This window comes from Amycolatopsis sp. 505 (genome assembly GCF_031625235.1).
GTDB lineage: Bacteria > Actinomycetota > Actinomycetes > Mycobacteriales > Pseudonocardiaceae > Amycolatopsis.
In genome coordinates this window covers 160,209-174,777 of sequence record NZ_JACKQP010000003.1, presented here as the reverse complement: position 1 = coordinate 174,777, position 14,569 = coordinate 160,209, and the positions used below count along the sequence as shown (strand labels likewise).

The window sequence follows — 14,569 nt, the reverse complement described above, 5'->3', positions numbered from 1 at the left end:
GGTGCTTAGTGAGCCGGCGGGGAACTCACCCTCAGCACGTTCCCGTCCGGATCGAGCAGGCGCATCTCGTACATCCCCCACGGGCGCACGAACGGCGGCTCCGCGATCTCGGCGCCCCGCCCGCTCCACTCGAGGAACAGCCGGTCGACCCGGTCGGCGGCCGGGACGTCCAGGTGCAACCGGGTCGTGTGCGAACCGGCCACCTGCGTCAGCATGATCTGCACCTGATCGCGTGCCACCAGCGCGGTACCCGCCTCGGTCGGCTCGTCCGCGTCGAGGAACCGGCCCTGCCGGTCGGACCAGCGCCAGCCCACCCGGAAGCCGAGCAGGTCCACGTAGAACGCGACGCTCTCCGCAAGATCACGCACCAGCAGGTTGGGCCGGCAGGCGAAGAGCTCGGCTGAATGGCCGCGGTCTTCGGGCAGCAGTCCGAAGAGCAGGTCGTCGGTCCACTCGCCCTTGAGCCACGTGTGCCGGCGGCGGTGGCCCTCCGGGCGGAACCCGAGCCGGTCCAGCAGCCGCGCCGAGGCCTTGTTCCGCGCGTCGCACTCCGCCGAGACCCGGCGGATCCCCATGCCGAACAGGCGGTCCAGCACCGCCTGCGCGGCCTCGGTCGCGTAGCCCCGCCGCTGGTGCTCCCGCGCGATGGTGAACCCGAGCTCGGCCTGCATCCGGTTGGGGTCGACGCACACCCCGACGTCCCCGGCCAGGCCGCCGCCGTCGCGCAGTTCCACGGCGTACTGGAACCAGCCGGGCGCCCCTTCGTCGGCGGCTGCGAACTCCGCCACGAGGCGCCCGGCGTCGGACGGCGACACGGGCACGTCCCACGACTGGTAGCGCGCCACTTCGGGATCCGAGCGGTAGGCGCCGAACGCCGGCACGTCACCGTCCTCGAACCGGCGCACGATCAGGCGTTCGGTCACCACCGGCAGCTCGTCCACCCGGCCAGCCTACGACGGCCGGGCCGGCCTCAGCTCGACGTCCACCGCTGGTTCGAGCCGCCGTTGCAGCTCCAGATGATCACCTTGGTGCCGTTGGCGGTCGCGGCGCCGTTGACGTCCAGGCACAGTCCCGACTGGCCGTTCGTGACGGTTCCGCTCCCGGTGAAGGTCCACTTCTGCCCCGCCCCGCCGGTGCAGTTGGCGATGACGGTCGCCGTGCCCGCCGCGGTCCCGCCGCCCACGGTGTCCAGGCAGCGCTTCGTGCCGCCGGAGTAGACGCTCAGCTCGCCCGCGCTGCCGCGGGTCCACTGCTGGTTCGCCCCGCTGTTGCAGTCCCAGATCTGGACCTGGGTACCCGCGGTGGTCGACGAGGCGGGCACGTCCAGGCAGCGGTTCGCGGCCACCGCGCGCACCGGGCCGGTGCCGCCGGGGCTGGGGTCGCTGCCGCCGAGCGCGTCGAGGACGGCGGTGTAGGCCTGCTTCTTCCCGTAGTTGCCGTCGAACAGCAGCGGGGTGTCACCCGATCGCCACGAATACTTGTCCGTCACGCCCCAGACGGTGATGCCGGTGCAGCGGGACACCGCCCGGCACGCCTGGGTGACCTGCCGGTACACGTTCGCCTGCCCGGAGCCCGACCCGCCGACGTCCAGCTCGGTGATCTGCACGTCGACGCCGAGGTCGGCGAAGCGCTGCAGGTTCGCCTGGTAGCTGCCGAGGTTCGAGTTCGCGCTCAGGTGGCTCTGGAAGCCGACGCAGTCGATCGGCACGCCGCGGCTCTTGAAGTCCCGCACCATGTTGTAGATGCCGGTGCTCTTCGCGTTGATGCCGTCGGTGTTGTAGTCGTTGTAGCAGAGCTTCGCGCTGGGGTCGGCCGTGCGGGCCGCGCGGAACGCGTCCTCGATGTAGCCGTCACCGAGCTTCTGCTGGAAGGTCGCCTGCCGGCGGGTGCCGTTCTCCTCGAACGCCTCGTTGACCACGTCCCAGGCGATGACCTGGCCCTTCCAGTGGCCGGCGACGTTGCTGATGTGGTTGAGCATGGCCGAGCGCAGGTTGTTCGCGTCCAGCCCGCCGACCCAGGGCGCCAGCTGCTGGTACCACACCAGCGTGTGCCCGCGGATCTTCATGCCCTGGCTCTTCGCCTGGCTCACGATCCGGTCGGCGGGCGCGAAGTTGAACTGGTTGCGGTTCGGCTCGACCGTGTCCCACTTCATCTCGTTCTCCGGCGTGACGCCGTTGAACTCCGCCGTCCACGTGTTCACGTAGGCGGTTTCACCCAGGTGGCTCGTCGAGATCGCGGCGCCGAAGTACCGGCCGGTCTGCGCCGCCGCGGCGCCGAGTGTGCTCGCCGCCCCGGCGACGCCGGGTGAGAGCACCAGTGCGGTGGCCGACAGACCGGCCGCCGCGAGGACGGTGACGGCGGTCCGCAAACGCCGCCGTGGGGGTGAACCGGTGATCATCGGAAGTCCTCGATTCGTCTCGGGCCGGGGTCAGCCGAACGTCCACTGCTGGTTGCTGCCGCCGTTGCACGTCCACAGCTCGACCGGCGCGCCCTCGGCCGTGGAAGCGCCGGTGACGTCGAGGCAGAGCCCGGATTGGGCCCCGGTGACCGTGCCGTTCGAGTTGACGTTCCACTGCTGGTTGCCCTGCCCGTTGCACGGCCAGGTCACCACCTTCGTGCCCGCGCTGGTGCCCTGGCCGGACGCGTCCAGGCACAGCGTCGCCCCGCCGATCGCGGCCGTCAGGCGGCCGTCCGAAGTGCGCGTCCAGGCCTGGTTCGCCTGGCCGCTGCAGCCCGCGATCTGCAGCTGCGTGCCCTGGGCGGCGCCGGACAGGCACTTGCCCGCGCCGACCGCGTGCACCGGCCCGGTTCCGGTGTTGCTGCCGCCGGTGCCGTACCCGGCCGCGACGATGTTGGCCTGCACCGCGTTCTCGGTGGCGTCCGAGGGATAACCGGACGTCATGACGCCCTCGTAGAACGTGCCGGCCGAGCCGATGCTGTTGTCCCCGCCGGTGCCGAGGATGATGGCGCCTTCCTTGCGCATCGGGTTGTAGCCCGCGACGTTGGGCCGCACGCCGTCGTAGAAGGTGGACACCCCACCGGACTGGGCGTTGCCGCCGCGGATCGCCCACCGGTTGGGCCCACCCTTGACGATCGCCGTCAGGTACCGGTGGCTGATGCTCGGGTCGTTGGCGTTGTAGCGCTGGTTGACCCCGGAGAACAGCCCGTTCTCCAGGTCCGCCATGATCCACGGCCCGTTCCCGGCGCCGTAGCCCCAGACCTTGATGTTGCCGAAGTAGATGGCTTCCATCGTGCCGTTGCCGTTGTCGCGGCTGTTGCGCTCGGCGTTGCCGTAGTCGAAGCAGCAGCCACCGTTGTAGTGCGTGCCGTCGAAGATCGCGTACATGCCTTCGGGCTGGTCACCGGTCGCCGTGCCGGTGGCGTTGTTGTTGCGGTAGCCCGTCCCCGGTGCCACGAACACGCCGTACGCCTTCTGCCCGCCGACGGTGGTCGGCGCGGCCGTCGCGCTGGCCAGGTTGTCGTAGCCGCCGGGCGCCGGGCCGGGGAAGCCGCCCGGCGGGGCCTGGGTCAGGTGGTTGTTCCGGCCGGACTGGTCGTAGATGACCGTGATCAGGCAGGACGTCCCGGCGCAGAACGAGTCCTGGGCCGCGGCGTTCGCGACGCCGCCGGCGCTCAGGACGCCGATGTCCCGCGTCGTGTTGTCCGACGCCCGCCGCACCTGGTACAGCGAGCCGCTGTACGCGCCGTAGAGCGCCCGGGTGGTCGAATGCGCGGCCACACAAGGCGTTCCACCGGCCGCGTAGATGTCACACGGCCCCTGGGCGGCCGCCTCCGACGTCGTCGCCGTTCCGGCCAGCGCGCCCGCGGCGATCACCACGGCCGGCCACATCCTCGTCCAACGCTTCTTCATCGCGAACTCCTCCGTCCGGACGGCCTAGCCCCGGGTCCACTTCTGGGCGTTGCCGCCCGTGCAGGTCTGCAGCGTCACCGGCGTGCTGTTCCCCGTGCCGTTGCCGTTCGGCGTCAGGCACAGTCCCGATTGGACACCGGTGATCGTGCCGTCGGCGGCCGCCGTCCACTGCTGGTTGGCGCCGGTCGAGCAGTCCCAGATGATCGCCCGGGTGCCCGCGGTGGTGCCCGCGCCTTCGGCGTCCAGGCACTTGTTGCCGTACACCAGGAGCTGCTTGCCCGACGTCAGCGTCCACTGCTGGTTGCTGCCGCCGTTGCAGTCCCACAGCGTCACCTGGGTGCCGTTGGTCTGGGACACGTTCGGCACGTCGAGGCACCGCCCGGCGGCGGTGTTGCGCAGCACCGACGTCGACCCGCCGCCCGAACCGGCCACGGCGAAGTTGTCGAACTGCGCGGTTTCGCCGACGCTCGTGCCGATCCCGACCTGGCCGGCCGGGAAGGTGCCGTCGGTGACCGTGCCGAGCACCGTGCCGTCGACGGACGCGGTGATGGTGCTGCCGGAGAAGCCCAGCGACAGCTTGTGCCAGCTGCCGGTGCCGAGCGCGGCCGTCGTGCCGGTGCGCAGCGTCGTGTTCTGCTGGCTGGTGTTGTTGCGCCGGATCGACCAGGCGCCGTTGTCGCCGATCCGGAAGTAGTACGCGTTCAGCGCGCCCTGGTTGCCGGTGTCCTGCGAGCCGGCCCGGCCGAGCAGCTCGACGTAGCCGGACTTCTCCAGCAGCACGTCCGTGCTGAGCGTGTAGTTGCTCCAGGCGACGTTGCCCAGGAGCGCGTACGGGTCGACGAACTTCTTCCAGGGGATCGTCTTCTGCGTCGCGGACTGGCGGACGCAGGTGCCCGCGCGGCCGGCGCCGCAGGGGGCGGTCTCGAACGCGCCCTCCATGTCCATCAGGTACTTGGCTTCCTTGCCCTTCGCGTACGCCTCGAAGTCGTCGCTGTAGGGCAGGTTCAGCGAGCCCTGCGGCGGGCTGGTCGCGGTGCCCTTGCCCTGCCCGGTGGTGGTCGTGATCGTGTACAGGTACCCGGGCTGGACGGTCAGCGAGTAGGCGCCGCCGGACGGCGTGAGGTCGGTGCTGTGGACGAAGTGGTCGGCCGGGTTGTTCGAGTTGAGGTTGGTCGCCCACACGTGCACCTGGCCCGTGGACAGCCCGCCGGTGACGTTCAGGTTCAGCGTCTGGGCCGAGGTCGCGTCCATCGTCTCGATGACCGTGCTGTAGTCGGTGTTGTTCGGCGACTTCAGCGAGACGTAGCTGCCGTTGGACCGGTTGCCGCCCAGGTAGCCGCTGGACGAATCGAGGTACTTCCAGCCGGGCGCGGTGAACTGCGTCGTGTGCGCCAGCGCCCACGCGTCCTTGCCGACCGAGTAGTAACCCGACCACGGCTGGTTGGCGAGGATCAGCCCGACCGTCGGCCACGGGATGTTCGGCGTGGTGGCGGCGATCAGGTCCCAGTTGAGGTACGCGGTCATCTTGCCGTCGAGGTAGACGCGGTTGATCCCGCGGGCCAGCGGCTTGGCGCCGTCGTTGTAGTCCTGTGAGCCGTTTTCACTGGACCACAACGTCTTCCCGGTGTTGACCACGTTCGCCGGCACGCTGCAGGACGTCTGCGCGCTGAGGTAGCCGCAGGTGTAGTGGGCGCTGAGCACGTCGGTGGCGTTGCGGTAGGCCGTGTTCGTCGAGATCGCGCTCGCCGGGCCCCAGTCCCCCGGCCACGAGTCGCCGGAGATGACCTTGACCGCGCTGTACCCGTTGGCGTTGAGGGCGTTGCGCAGGGTCACGGTCCAGTCGGCGCTCCACTGCTTCTCGTTCTGGACGCTGGTGAGGTAGTCGATGGTCAGCCCGTGCTGCTTGGCGCACCCCAGCCACGACAGGTAGTAGTCGGTGAGGTCGTTGGAGAAGAACGTCCCGTTGCCGATCCAGCCCGGCGCGCCCCAGGGCAGGCCCACGAGCTTGATGCCGGGGTTGCGCGCCTTGGCCTGTTCCATGATCCACCACTCGTACCCGCGGTTGCAGTCGAGGTCGCCGCGGAAGTGGGCGTGGCTCGGTTCCGCGCCGCTGGTGGAGTTGGTGTCCCCGCCCATTTCCACCTTGAGGATCTGCAGGGCGGCCCCGTAGCCGGGCTTGAACAGGTAGTCGAGGATCTGGCCGCGCTGCGGCTCGGGGTAGTCGATTAGCAGGCGGCTGTTGCCCCCGCCGCCGCTGACCGCGCCGACGCCGTCGAACGTGCGTCCGCCGGAGCTGCCGTTGATCGTGATCGAGGTGGCGGCCTGGGCCGGCGCCGCGGCGACGACGCTGCCGGCCACGGCCAGGACGACCGCGGTGACCACCGCAATCGCGCTCCGGAACATGGTAGTCCTCACTTCCGACGCAGGGCGGCACCCGGCGAAAGTTCCGGGCTTGCCGGCGAAACAGTCGAACGATCGGCGAAGGGGGAAAACGCCCTCGTCCGGCCGGGAATCGGCCCAGGAGAACCCCATCTTCGTCGATGGCGAACACGCGCTGCGTTAACGCTAACAGTCGCCTTGCCGCCGAACAACTGTCGTTCTTCGCACCGGTGTAATTTTCGCGGCGGCGATCGAAAACGGCGATGCACCCCCTTTCCCGCACCGCTTTCCCCGGCTACAGTCTCGGACTGCTGGGAGCGCTCCCAGTCGACGTTTCCGGCGCCACCCCGTCGTTCGAAGGAGAACGTGCATGCGAAGCAGGACAGTGGCCGCCGGCGGGCTCGCCGCCGTGGTCGTGACCGGCGTCGTCGCCACGACCACGTGGGCCGGCGCGCAGGCCGCCGCCTCGGCGTACTACGTCGACCCGGGCACCAACGCGGCCAAGTGGGTCGCGGCGAACCCCGGCGACTCGCGCGCCGCGGTCATCCGCGACCGGATCGCCGCGGTACCGCAGGCGCGGTGGTTCACCACCACGAACACGTCCACCGTGCGCGGCGAAGTGGACGCCTACGTCGGCGCCGCGGCCGCCGCCGGGAAGATCCCGATCATGGTCGTCTACGACATCCCCAACCGCGACTGCGGCGGGGCGAGCAGCGGCGGCGCGCCGTCCCACGACGCCTACCGGGCCTGGATCGACCAAGTGGCGGCCGGTCTCGCCGGACGTCCGGCGGCGATCGTGCTCGAGCCGGACGTGCTCCCGCAGATGACGAACTGCCAGAACAGCGACCAGCAGCGCCAGACCACGGCGTCGATGGCGTACGCGGGCAAGAAGCTGAAGGCCGGCTCGTCCCAGGCGAAGGTGTACTTCGACATCGGGCACTCCGCGTGGCTCTCCCCCGGTGACGCCGCCTCGCGGCTGCGGGCCGCCGACATCTCCAACAGCGCCGACGGCATCTCCACCAACGTGTCCAACTACCGCTCGACCTCCGACGAGGTCGCCTACGACAAGGCGATCCTCGGCCAGCTCGGCGATTCGCGGCTGAAGGCCGTGGTCGACACGAGCCGCAACGGCAACGGGCCGCAGGGCAGCGAGTGGTGCGACCCCGGCGGGCGCGCCATCGGCACCCCGAGCACCAACCAGACCGGCGACGGCCAGATCGACGCGTTCCTGTGGGTCAAGCCGCCGGGCGAGGCGGACGGCTGCATCGCCACGGCCGGCCAGTTCGTGCCCCAGCGGGCCTACGACCTCGCCATCGCGGCCGGGCCGATCCAGACCACCACCCCGACGACCCCCACCACGCCGACCACCCCGACCACGCCCACGACGCCCACCACGACGACCCCGCAGCCGACCGGCGGCTGCAAGGTCACCCACCGGGTGGTCAGCAGCTGGCCGACCGGGTACACCGGCGAGATCGTCATCGAGAACCGCGGTGCGGCCCTCAGCAGCTGGACGCTGACGTTCTCCGCCCCCGGCGTGACCGTCACCAACGGCTGGAACGGGACCTGGACCGACGGCGGCGACGTCGTCACGGTCGCCAACGCGGCGTGGAACGGCAGCCTGGGCACGAACGCGACGACCACGCTCGGCTACAACGCGAACTACAACGGTGGCACGCCGCCGTTCCAGCAGCCGGCGCTCAACGGGACGTCCTGCTCCTGACCCCCAGCCGCAGCGCGGAGACGAGGAAGAAGATGCCGCCCAGCGTGGCGTAGCCGGCCAGCGCCGTCAGCGACGCACCCTCCATTGTGGCCTGCAGGATGAAGGAAGTACCGGCCACGACGGAGATCGCGCCGCTGAGGATCATCGGCCACTGGCCGCCGAGGCCACGCCGGGCGGCACCGACGACGAGCTGGACGAGGCCGGCCACGATCGCCCAGCTGCCCCACACCCGCAGCACGCCCGGAATCCCGGACGAGGCGGCGAGGGCCAGACCGGCGGCGGCGAGCAGGCTGATCGCGACGTTCACGTAGAGCGCCGTGATCGGCTTGCCCGCCTTCGCCGAACGCGCGTCGAGCACGGCGGCGACGACGTCGAACAGCGGGTACAGCACCAGCAACGCGATGCTGACCGGCCCGAGCGCCTTCGCCGTCGTGAAGAGCAGCCCCGCCCAGACGAGGGCGAACGCGAACCGGACGAAGTAGAGCCGCCGCAAGGCTTGCGCGACGTCGGCGGCCGGAACGGTGTCGGTGGTCATGGACTCTCCCGGTAGATAGAACGATCTGTCTCGTTGCCGACTATGACAGCGCCGACCCGCCGCCGTCAAGACCGACCGTTCTATCTGCTAGGCTGGACGCAGCGAACCGGGAGGTGGACGTGTCCGAAGCACGAGCGCGGCTGCTGAGCTCGGCCAGCCGGCTGTTCTACACCGAGGGGCTGCATTCGGTCGGCATCGACCGGGTCATCGCCGACGCCGGCGTCACCCGCGCCACGCTCTACCGGCACTTCCCCAGCAAGGACGACCTGCTGGTCGCTTACCTGAGCGAAGCGGACAAGGCCATCCGCGCGCAGGTCGCGGCGGCCCGGGAGGCGGGCGGCTCGCCCGAGGACGTCGTCCTGGCCGTGGCCACGACGATCGCGGACGGCATCCGGTCACCCGGCTTCCGCGGTTGCGCGTTCCTCAACGCCGCCGCCGAATACCCGGACCCCGCCCACCCGGTCCACCAGGTCGTCCTCGCGCACCGGCAGTGGTTCCTGGACACCGTCACGGAACTCCTCGCCGCAACCGGGGAGACTGCCGCCGGGCCGGCCGCGCAGCACTTCGTCATGCTCCGCGACGGCGCGATGGCCGCGGGCTGCCTCACCGACCCGGCCCCGATCTGCGCCACGTTCCTCCGTGGCGTGGAAGGCATCCTGCGGTACCGGGACGCCCCGGTGGCGGCCGGGGCCAAGCGGCGCAACCGGGGTTAGGCCGCCCGGCCGGCGACCCAGGACGCCACGGGTGCGACGGGCGCGCCGAGCTTGGTGCCCTTGCGGTAGCCGCCGAAGATCATGCCGAGCACCAAAACGGCGAGGACGACCACCAGGATCCACAGCCACACGGACTTGCGCACGCGGTCTCCCCTCGTCGGAGTCGGTCACACCGTACCGCTCGATTGGCGCGGTGGCCGGTTGGGTATTCCTGCGGGTATGGGTGCTTGGGGCAAAAGGCTCGTCGCGTTGGCTGTGGCCGCGGTGGTTCTGATCGCCGCCGTACTCGTCGCATCGGCCGTGCACGTGTTACCCCAATTGCGCAATCCGTTCGCGGAGCGGACCGAGGAACACTCCGGTCCGGTGCTGCTGCAGTCGATCGTCGAGCTGTCCCGGTACGAGGCGGCCAGCGGTTCGTTCCAGGTCGTCGTCGACATCACCACCAGCTCGGTCCTGCCGAGTTTCCTCGTGGGCAGCGACACCCTGTTCATCGGCGTCGGCACCGACAACGCCTATGTGGACTTCTCGCGGCTGAAGGGCGACGCGGTCCAGGTCTCCGACGACCGCCAGTCCGCGAAGATCACCCTGGGGCACGCACAGCTGGAGCCGGCCACGCTGGACGTGCACGAGTCCCATGTGTACGCGCAACAGCAGGGGCTGTTCACCCGGATCAACGAGTTCCTCAGCGGGAACCCGAACTCGCAGCAGGCGCTCTACGAGCTCGCCCAGAAGCAGATCCAGGCCGCGGCCGCGAAGAGCTCGCTGGTGGCCGACGCGGAGCGCAACACCCGCACGATGCTGACCGGCCTGCTGCAGTCGCTCGGCTTCAAGAACATCACCGTCGAGTACGCCGACACCAACCCCGGCTGACCGGGGCTTTCCCGCCGCGAACGAAAACTGTCGGACCCTCCCCGTAGTCTGCGACCGATCACCCGCAGGAGGGGGAAACACAGGTGAACGACAGCAGACAGCCGAGCGAGACGGCGTTCCGGCCGGACCCGTCCTGGGAGCCGCACGTCCACGTCCGGCGGGGCGGCTGGTTCGTCCAAGAGGTCGAGCTCGGCCAGGAGGCGGCCGGGTACTGGCAATCCGTGCTCGACGAACCCGGTGAACGCGCCGAGGAGGCCTTCGGCAACCCAGGCAGCGACCCGGCGATCCTGGCGGCCATCCGGCGGACGCAGGCCGGCGAGGCCGACGTGGTGGGCGCCGCCGCACTGGCCCGCCTGCGGATGTACGGCCACTACCGGGGCAGCGAGGAGCGGAACCGCTCGGAGCAGGTGGCCGACGCCTGGATCCTGCGCCACGGCCTGGTGTTCGCGGTCCGGGCGGCCGCCGAGGCCACCCGGATCAGCTGCAACGAGACCGGCGGGCCGGCGCTCGTGCGCCCGTGCCCCGGCGCGCAGGTTCCGCTGCACCTGCTGCGGATCCCGCTGTTCCGGCGGCTGCGTTCGGTCCTCGCCGCGGCGCCGCAGGCCGACTACGAAGCCGCGGCCGAGGCGCTCGCGCCGTGCCGCACCCAGGCGGCCACCCGGATCGCCGCCTCCTACCTGGTCCCCACCCGCACCGACTGGAGTGACGAGCTGGTCGCCGAGGTCGCGGGCGTCGACGCCTACAACTTCGACTGGGGCGCGGTGCTGACCTCCCTGAGCACCCCGGAACAGGTCGCCGCGGTGCACAACGAGTACGTGAACTGGCAGTTCAACCAGGACGAGATCCGCTGCACCCTCACCGACGCGCTGGGGCCGGCCGTCGCGCCGTTCGTGGCCCGGGCGATCGACGGTGACCCGAACGGCGGCGACTCGCGTAAGGCACTGCTGCGCTTCCTCGCCGGCCTGCCCACCGACACGGCGTTCGGCCTGCTGGTGGCGCGGCTCGGCCAGAAGCACGTGTCGCCGGTCGTCGCCGGGGCGATGGGCCGCTTCCCCGCCCGCGCGGTCCGGCTGCTGGCCGAGGCCGCCACCGGCCGGTCCAAGACCGCGGACGCCGCCGGCTTCCTGCTGCGGAGCCAGGTCCGCGCGCATCCGGACGTCGCCGCCCGGGTCGCCGGGCAGCTGCCGGCGGAGCAGCGTGCGGTGGTCGAGAAGACGATGGCGGGCGGTGATCGGCTGCCCGAGGTTCCGCGGTCGGCGCTGCCGCGGGTCCTGGTGGACCCACCGTGGACGACGAAGCGCACGGCGGTCAAAACCACCGTCCTCAGTGGACTCGAGGCCGGCGGCGAGCCGGCGCTCGAGTGGGAGCCGGGCGAAGAAGCCGAGTGGGCGAGGCAGGACCTGGAGATCTTCTGGCCGGGCGACGACCCGGACCTGGCGGGCCGGATCGCCGCGTTCGAGGCCGGGAAGCTCCCGCGCTGGGCGGAACCGCGCCTGTTCCTCGCCGCGCCGCAGGAGTGGGTGCTCGAGCACCTCCCCCACTGGGAACCCCAGGACGCCTGGGATGCCGAGGGCTGGGGCCGTCAGCTCCTGGGCCGGCACGGCCTGGCCGCGTACCGGCCGGTCCTCGCGGCGGCGACCGCGCACCCGGGCCACGGCGGGCTGCTCCTGCCGTTGACGAGCCCGGAGATCGCCGAGCTGATGGCGGACTGGTTCGTCCGGCTGAAGTCGGCCCGCTCGATCGCGTCGGCCTGGCTGGCCCGCCACCCGGCCGCGGCCGCGCGGTACCTCGTCCCGCCCGCACTCGGGCCGGCCGGGGCGCGGCGTCGCGCGGCCGAAGCGGCGCTGCGCCACGTCGCGGCGCAGAACGCCGAAGTCGTCGCGCGGGCCGCGGCGGGCCACGGCCCCGAAGCCGCCCAGGCGATCGGCCGGCTGCTCGCCACCGACCCCCTGGACGTCCTGCCCGCGCGGATCCCGGTGGCCGGAGCCTGGGCCGATCCGGTCGTGCTGCCGCAGATCCGGGTGCGCGAGGGCGGTCAAGCGCTGCCGGAGAGCGCGGCCGGGCACGTCGTCACGATGCTCGCGCTGTGCCGCCCCGACGAGGTCTACGCCGGGGTGCCACACGTCCGGGAGGTCTGTGACCCGGCCTCGCTGGCGGAGTTCGCCTGGGCGCTGTTCCGCGGCTGGGAGAGCGAAGGGTTCCCGGCCAAGAACGGCTGGGTGCTGACCGCGCTGGGCCTGCTCGGAGACGACACGGTGGTCCGCGAGCTGAGCCCGCTGATCCGGGCCTGGCCGGGCGAAGGCGGCCACGCCCGGGCGACCGCCGCCCTCGACGTCCTGGCCGGCATCGGCACGGACCTCGCGCTGCTGCACCTGAACTCCATCGCGCAGAAGGTGAAGTTCAAGGGGCTGAAGCTGAAGGCGCAGGAGAAGATCGCCGCCGTCGCCGAGGGGCTCGGCCTGCCGACCGAGCAGCTGGCCGACCGCCTGGTCCCGACACTCGGCCTCGACGAGGCAGCCACGGCAGTGATCGACTACGGCCCCCGCAAGTTCGTCGTCGGCTTCGACGAACAGCTCAAACCGTACGTCACGGACCCGGACGGCAAGCCCCGCAAGGCCTTGCCGAAGCCGGGCGCGAAGGACGACGCCGAACACGCGGCGGCGGAGTACAAGCGCTTCTCGGCGCTGAAGAAGGACGTCCGTGCGGTCGCGGCCGACCAGATCTCCCGGCTGGAGACGGCGATGGTGCTCGGCCGCCGCTGGCCCGCCGCGGAGTTCGAGCAGCTGCTGGCCGGCCACCCGCTGCTCTGGCACCTCGTGCGGCGGCTGGTCTGGCGCACCACGGCGGGCGAAGCGTTCCGGTGCGCGGAGGATCGCACGTACGCCACCGTCGAGGACGACGGTTACCTGCTGCCGCCGGACGCCGAGGTGGGCATCGCGCACCCGCTCGAGCTGGGCGCGGCGCTGGCGGAGTGGTCGGCGGTGTTCGCCGACTACGAGATCCTGCAGCCGTTCCCGCAGCTGGGCCGTCCGGTGGCCACTTTGGACGACGCCGAGAAGGCCGCGACGACGCTGAAGCGGTTCGAGGGCCTCAAGGTGCCGGTCGGCAAGGTGCTCGGCCTGACCCAGCGCGGCTGGGTGCGCGGCGAACCGCAGGACGCCGGCATCGAGTGCTGGATCTCCCGCCCGGCCCCCGGCGGCTTCAGCGTCGTGGTCGACCTCGACCCCGGCATCGCGGCCGGCGACGTGACCTGGGAACCGGAGCAGGCGCTGGGCGCGATCTGGCTGGACGACACCGGAGGTGGCCACTGGCGCCGGCTCGGGTCCACGCGGCCCTTCGGCGACCTGGACCCGGTCACGGCGTCCGAGGTGCTGGCCGACCTCGAAGGGCTGACCCGGTGACCGCGAACCCGCAACGGCCACCGGCCGAAGTCCGCTACGCCGATGAGCTGGCCCGGTTGCGCGAGCAGGACACCGCGCCGCGCCCGCCGGGCTGGGCGCTCAGCCTCGCGGCCGCGCGCCGGTTCATCGTCGGCGACGAGGCCCACGGCATCCGGCGCAAGTTCGTCGGCGATCCGTCGCTGATCGACCGGTCGCTGGTCACGCTGGCCACCAGCCGCGGGCTGATGCTCGTCGGCGAGCCCGGGACGGCGAAATCGCTGCTGTCGGAGCTGATCGCGGCGGCCGTCAGCGGTGACTCGACGCTGACCATCCAGGGCGGCGCGGCCACCACCGAGGACCAGATCAAGTACTCGTGGAACTACGCGCTGCTGGTCGCCGAAGGGCCGTCGGAGCGGTCGCTGGTGCCCGCGCCGATGCTGCGCGGCATGCGCGAGGGCGCGGTGGTGCGGTTCGAGGAGATCACGCGCTGCCCGCTGGAAGTGCAGGATTGCCTGCTGTCGCTGCTGTCCGAGCGGGTGCTGGCGATCCCGGAGCTGCCCGGCGGAGCGGGCATGGTGTTCGCCTCCGAAGGGTTCAACGTCATCGCCACGGCCAACACGCGCGACCGCGGCGTCAACGAGATGAGCGCGGCCCTGAAACGGCGGTTCACCTTCGAGACGGTGTTCCCGATCGCGGACTTCGCCACCGAACTGGACCTGGTCGAGCAGGAGGCGACCGCGCTGCTGGCCCGGTCCGGGGTCGAGGCCCCGCCGCGGCGTGACGTGCTGGAGGTGCTGGTCACCACCTTCCGCGACCTGCGCGGCGGGCCGGCGGGTGATCGCGTGTCGGCCGTGATGAGCACCGCGGAGGCGGTCTCGGTCGCGCACGCGGTCGGGGTGCGGGGCTGGTACCTGCGCGGTGAGCCGGGCACGCCCGCCGACGTCGTGGCGTGCGTGGCCGGCACGGCGGCGAAAGACAACGCGGACGACCTGGCGCGGCTGCGCCGGTACCTCGAACAGCACGCGGCCCGCCGCGGTGCCGATCCGTGGCAGGAGCTGCACCACGCGCGGCACCTGCTGCCGGGCTGAGGGGGCGGGG

Annotated in this window: 11 protein-coding genes; 5 read left to right on the top strand and 6 right to left on the bottom strand. The window is 71.5% G+C overall.

Annotated features, from left to right (window positions below):
* Window positions 1-5: 5 nt before the first annotated feature.
* From H5965_RS12515 to H5965_RS12500, 4 genes are read right to left on the bottom strand one after another with little or no spacing between them, the layout of a single operon-like run.
* Window positions 6-941, bottom strand: a complete 936-nt coding sequence (locus tag H5965_RS12515; protein WP_310969819.1) for a GNAT family N-acetyltransferase — start codon at window positions 939-941, stop codon at window positions 6-8.
* A 29-nt stretch (window positions 942-970) separates the two neighbouring features.
* Complete coding sequence (locus tag H5965_RS12510) at window positions 971-2,398, bottom strand: endo-1,4-beta-xylanase (protein ID WP_310969818.1); 1,428 nt, start codon at window positions 2,396-2,398, stop codon at window positions 971-973.
* 30 nt (window positions 2,399-2,428) lie between these two features.
* Window positions 2,429-3,871, bottom strand: coding sequence for an arabinofuranosidase catalytic domain-containing protein (locus H5965_RS12505; protein ID WP_396136896.1), 1,443 nt, complete (start codon window positions 3,869-3,871; stop codon window positions 2,429-2,431).
* Between the two features lie 24 nt (window positions 3,872-3,895).
* A complete protein-coding gene (locus H5965_RS12500) occupies window positions 3,896-6,274 on the bottom strand; it encodes a ricin-type beta-trefoil lectin domain protein (RefSeq protein WP_310969817.1) in 2,379 nt (792 codons plus the stop codon).
* A 361-nt stretch (window positions 6,275-6,635) separates the two neighbouring features.
* On the opposite strand from H5965_RS12500, the gene H5965_RS12495 reads away from it, so the two are divergent.
* A complete protein-coding gene (locus H5965_RS12495) occupies window positions 6,636-7,973 on the top strand; it encodes a glycoside hydrolase family 6 protein (protein ID WP_310970580.1) in 1,338 nt (445 codons plus the stop codon).
* Here the strand turns inward: H5965_RS12495 and H5965_RS12490 are convergent.
* The gene (locus tag H5965_RS12490; protein WP_310969816.1) at window positions 7,951-8,508 is read right to left on the bottom strand and encodes a hypothetical protein; all 558 of its coding nucleotides are present in this window, start codon (window positions 8,506-8,508) and stop codon (window positions 7,951-7,953) included. The genes H5965_RS12495 and H5965_RS12490 overlap by 23 nt on opposite strands.
* A 119-nt stretch (window positions 8,509-8,627) precedes the next feature.
* Between H5965_RS12490 and H5965_RS12485 the strand changes: the two genes are divergently transcribed.
* Complete coding sequence (locus H5965_RS12485; RefSeq protein ID WP_310969815.1) at window positions 8,628-9,221, top strand: TetR/AcrR family transcriptional regulator; 594 nt, start codon at window positions 8,628-8,630, stop codon at window positions 9,219-9,221.
* Here the strand turns inward: H5965_RS12485 and H5965_RS12480 are convergent.
* The gene (locus tag H5965_RS12480; protein WP_310969814.1) at window positions 9,218-9,364 is read right to left on the bottom strand and encodes a hypothetical protein; all 147 of its coding nucleotides are present in this window, start codon (window positions 9,362-9,364) and stop codon (window positions 9,218-9,220) included. The genes H5965_RS12485 and H5965_RS12480 overlap by 4 nt on opposite strands.
* Before the next feature lie 175 nt (window positions 9,365-9,539).
* Between H5965_RS12480 and H5965_RS12475 the strand changes: the two genes are divergently transcribed.
* The 3 genes from H5965_RS12475 to H5965_RS12465 all read left to right on the top strand — a co-directional run bounded on the left by H5965_RS12475 (window position 9,540) and on the right by H5965_RS12465 (window position 14,559).
* Window positions 9,540-10,091 carry a DUF4230 domain-containing protein gene (locus tag H5965_RS12475; protein WP_310969813.1) on the top strand — a complete coding sequence of 184 codons (552 nt, stop codon included), beginning with the start codon at window positions 9,540-9,542 and terminating at the stop codon, window positions 10,089-10,091.
* A gap of 83 nt (window positions 10,092-10,174) precedes the next feature.
* The gene (locus H5965_RS12470) at window positions 10,175-13,492 is read left to right on the top strand and encodes a DUF4132 domain-containing protein (RefSeq protein ID WP_310969812.1); all 3,318 of its coding nucleotides are present in this window, start codon (window positions 10,175-10,177) and stop codon (window positions 13,490-13,492) included.
* Window positions 13,489-14,559 (top strand): AAA family ATPase, encoded by a 1,071-nt coding sequence (locus tag H5965_RS12465; RefSeq protein ID WP_310969811.1) that lies wholly within the window; start codon window positions 13,489-13,491, stop codon window positions 14,557-14,559. Before H5965_RS12470 ends, H5965_RS12465 begins: the two co-directional genes overlap by 4 nt.
* Window positions 14,560-14,569: the final 10 nt, after the last annotated feature.

Bases quoted from the DNA above. Each gene is read 5' to 3' on its own strand.
- H5965_RS12510 (WP_310969818.1), bottom strand. From the start codon at position 2,398: ATGATCACCGGTTCACCCCCACGGCGGCGTTTGCGGACCGCCGTCACC.
- H5965_RS12505 (WP_396136896.1), bottom strand. From the start codon at position 3,871: ATGAAGAAGCGTTGGACGAGGATGTGGCCGGCCGTGGTGATCGCCGCG.
- H5965_RS12500 (WP_310969817.1), bottom strand. From the start codon at position 6,274: ATGTTCCGGAGCGCGATTGCGGTGGTCACCGCGGTCGTCCTGGCCGTG.
- H5965_RS12490 (WP_310969816.1), bottom strand. From the start codon at position 8,508: ATGACCACCGACACCGTTCCGGCCGCCGACGTCGCGCAAGCCTTGCGG.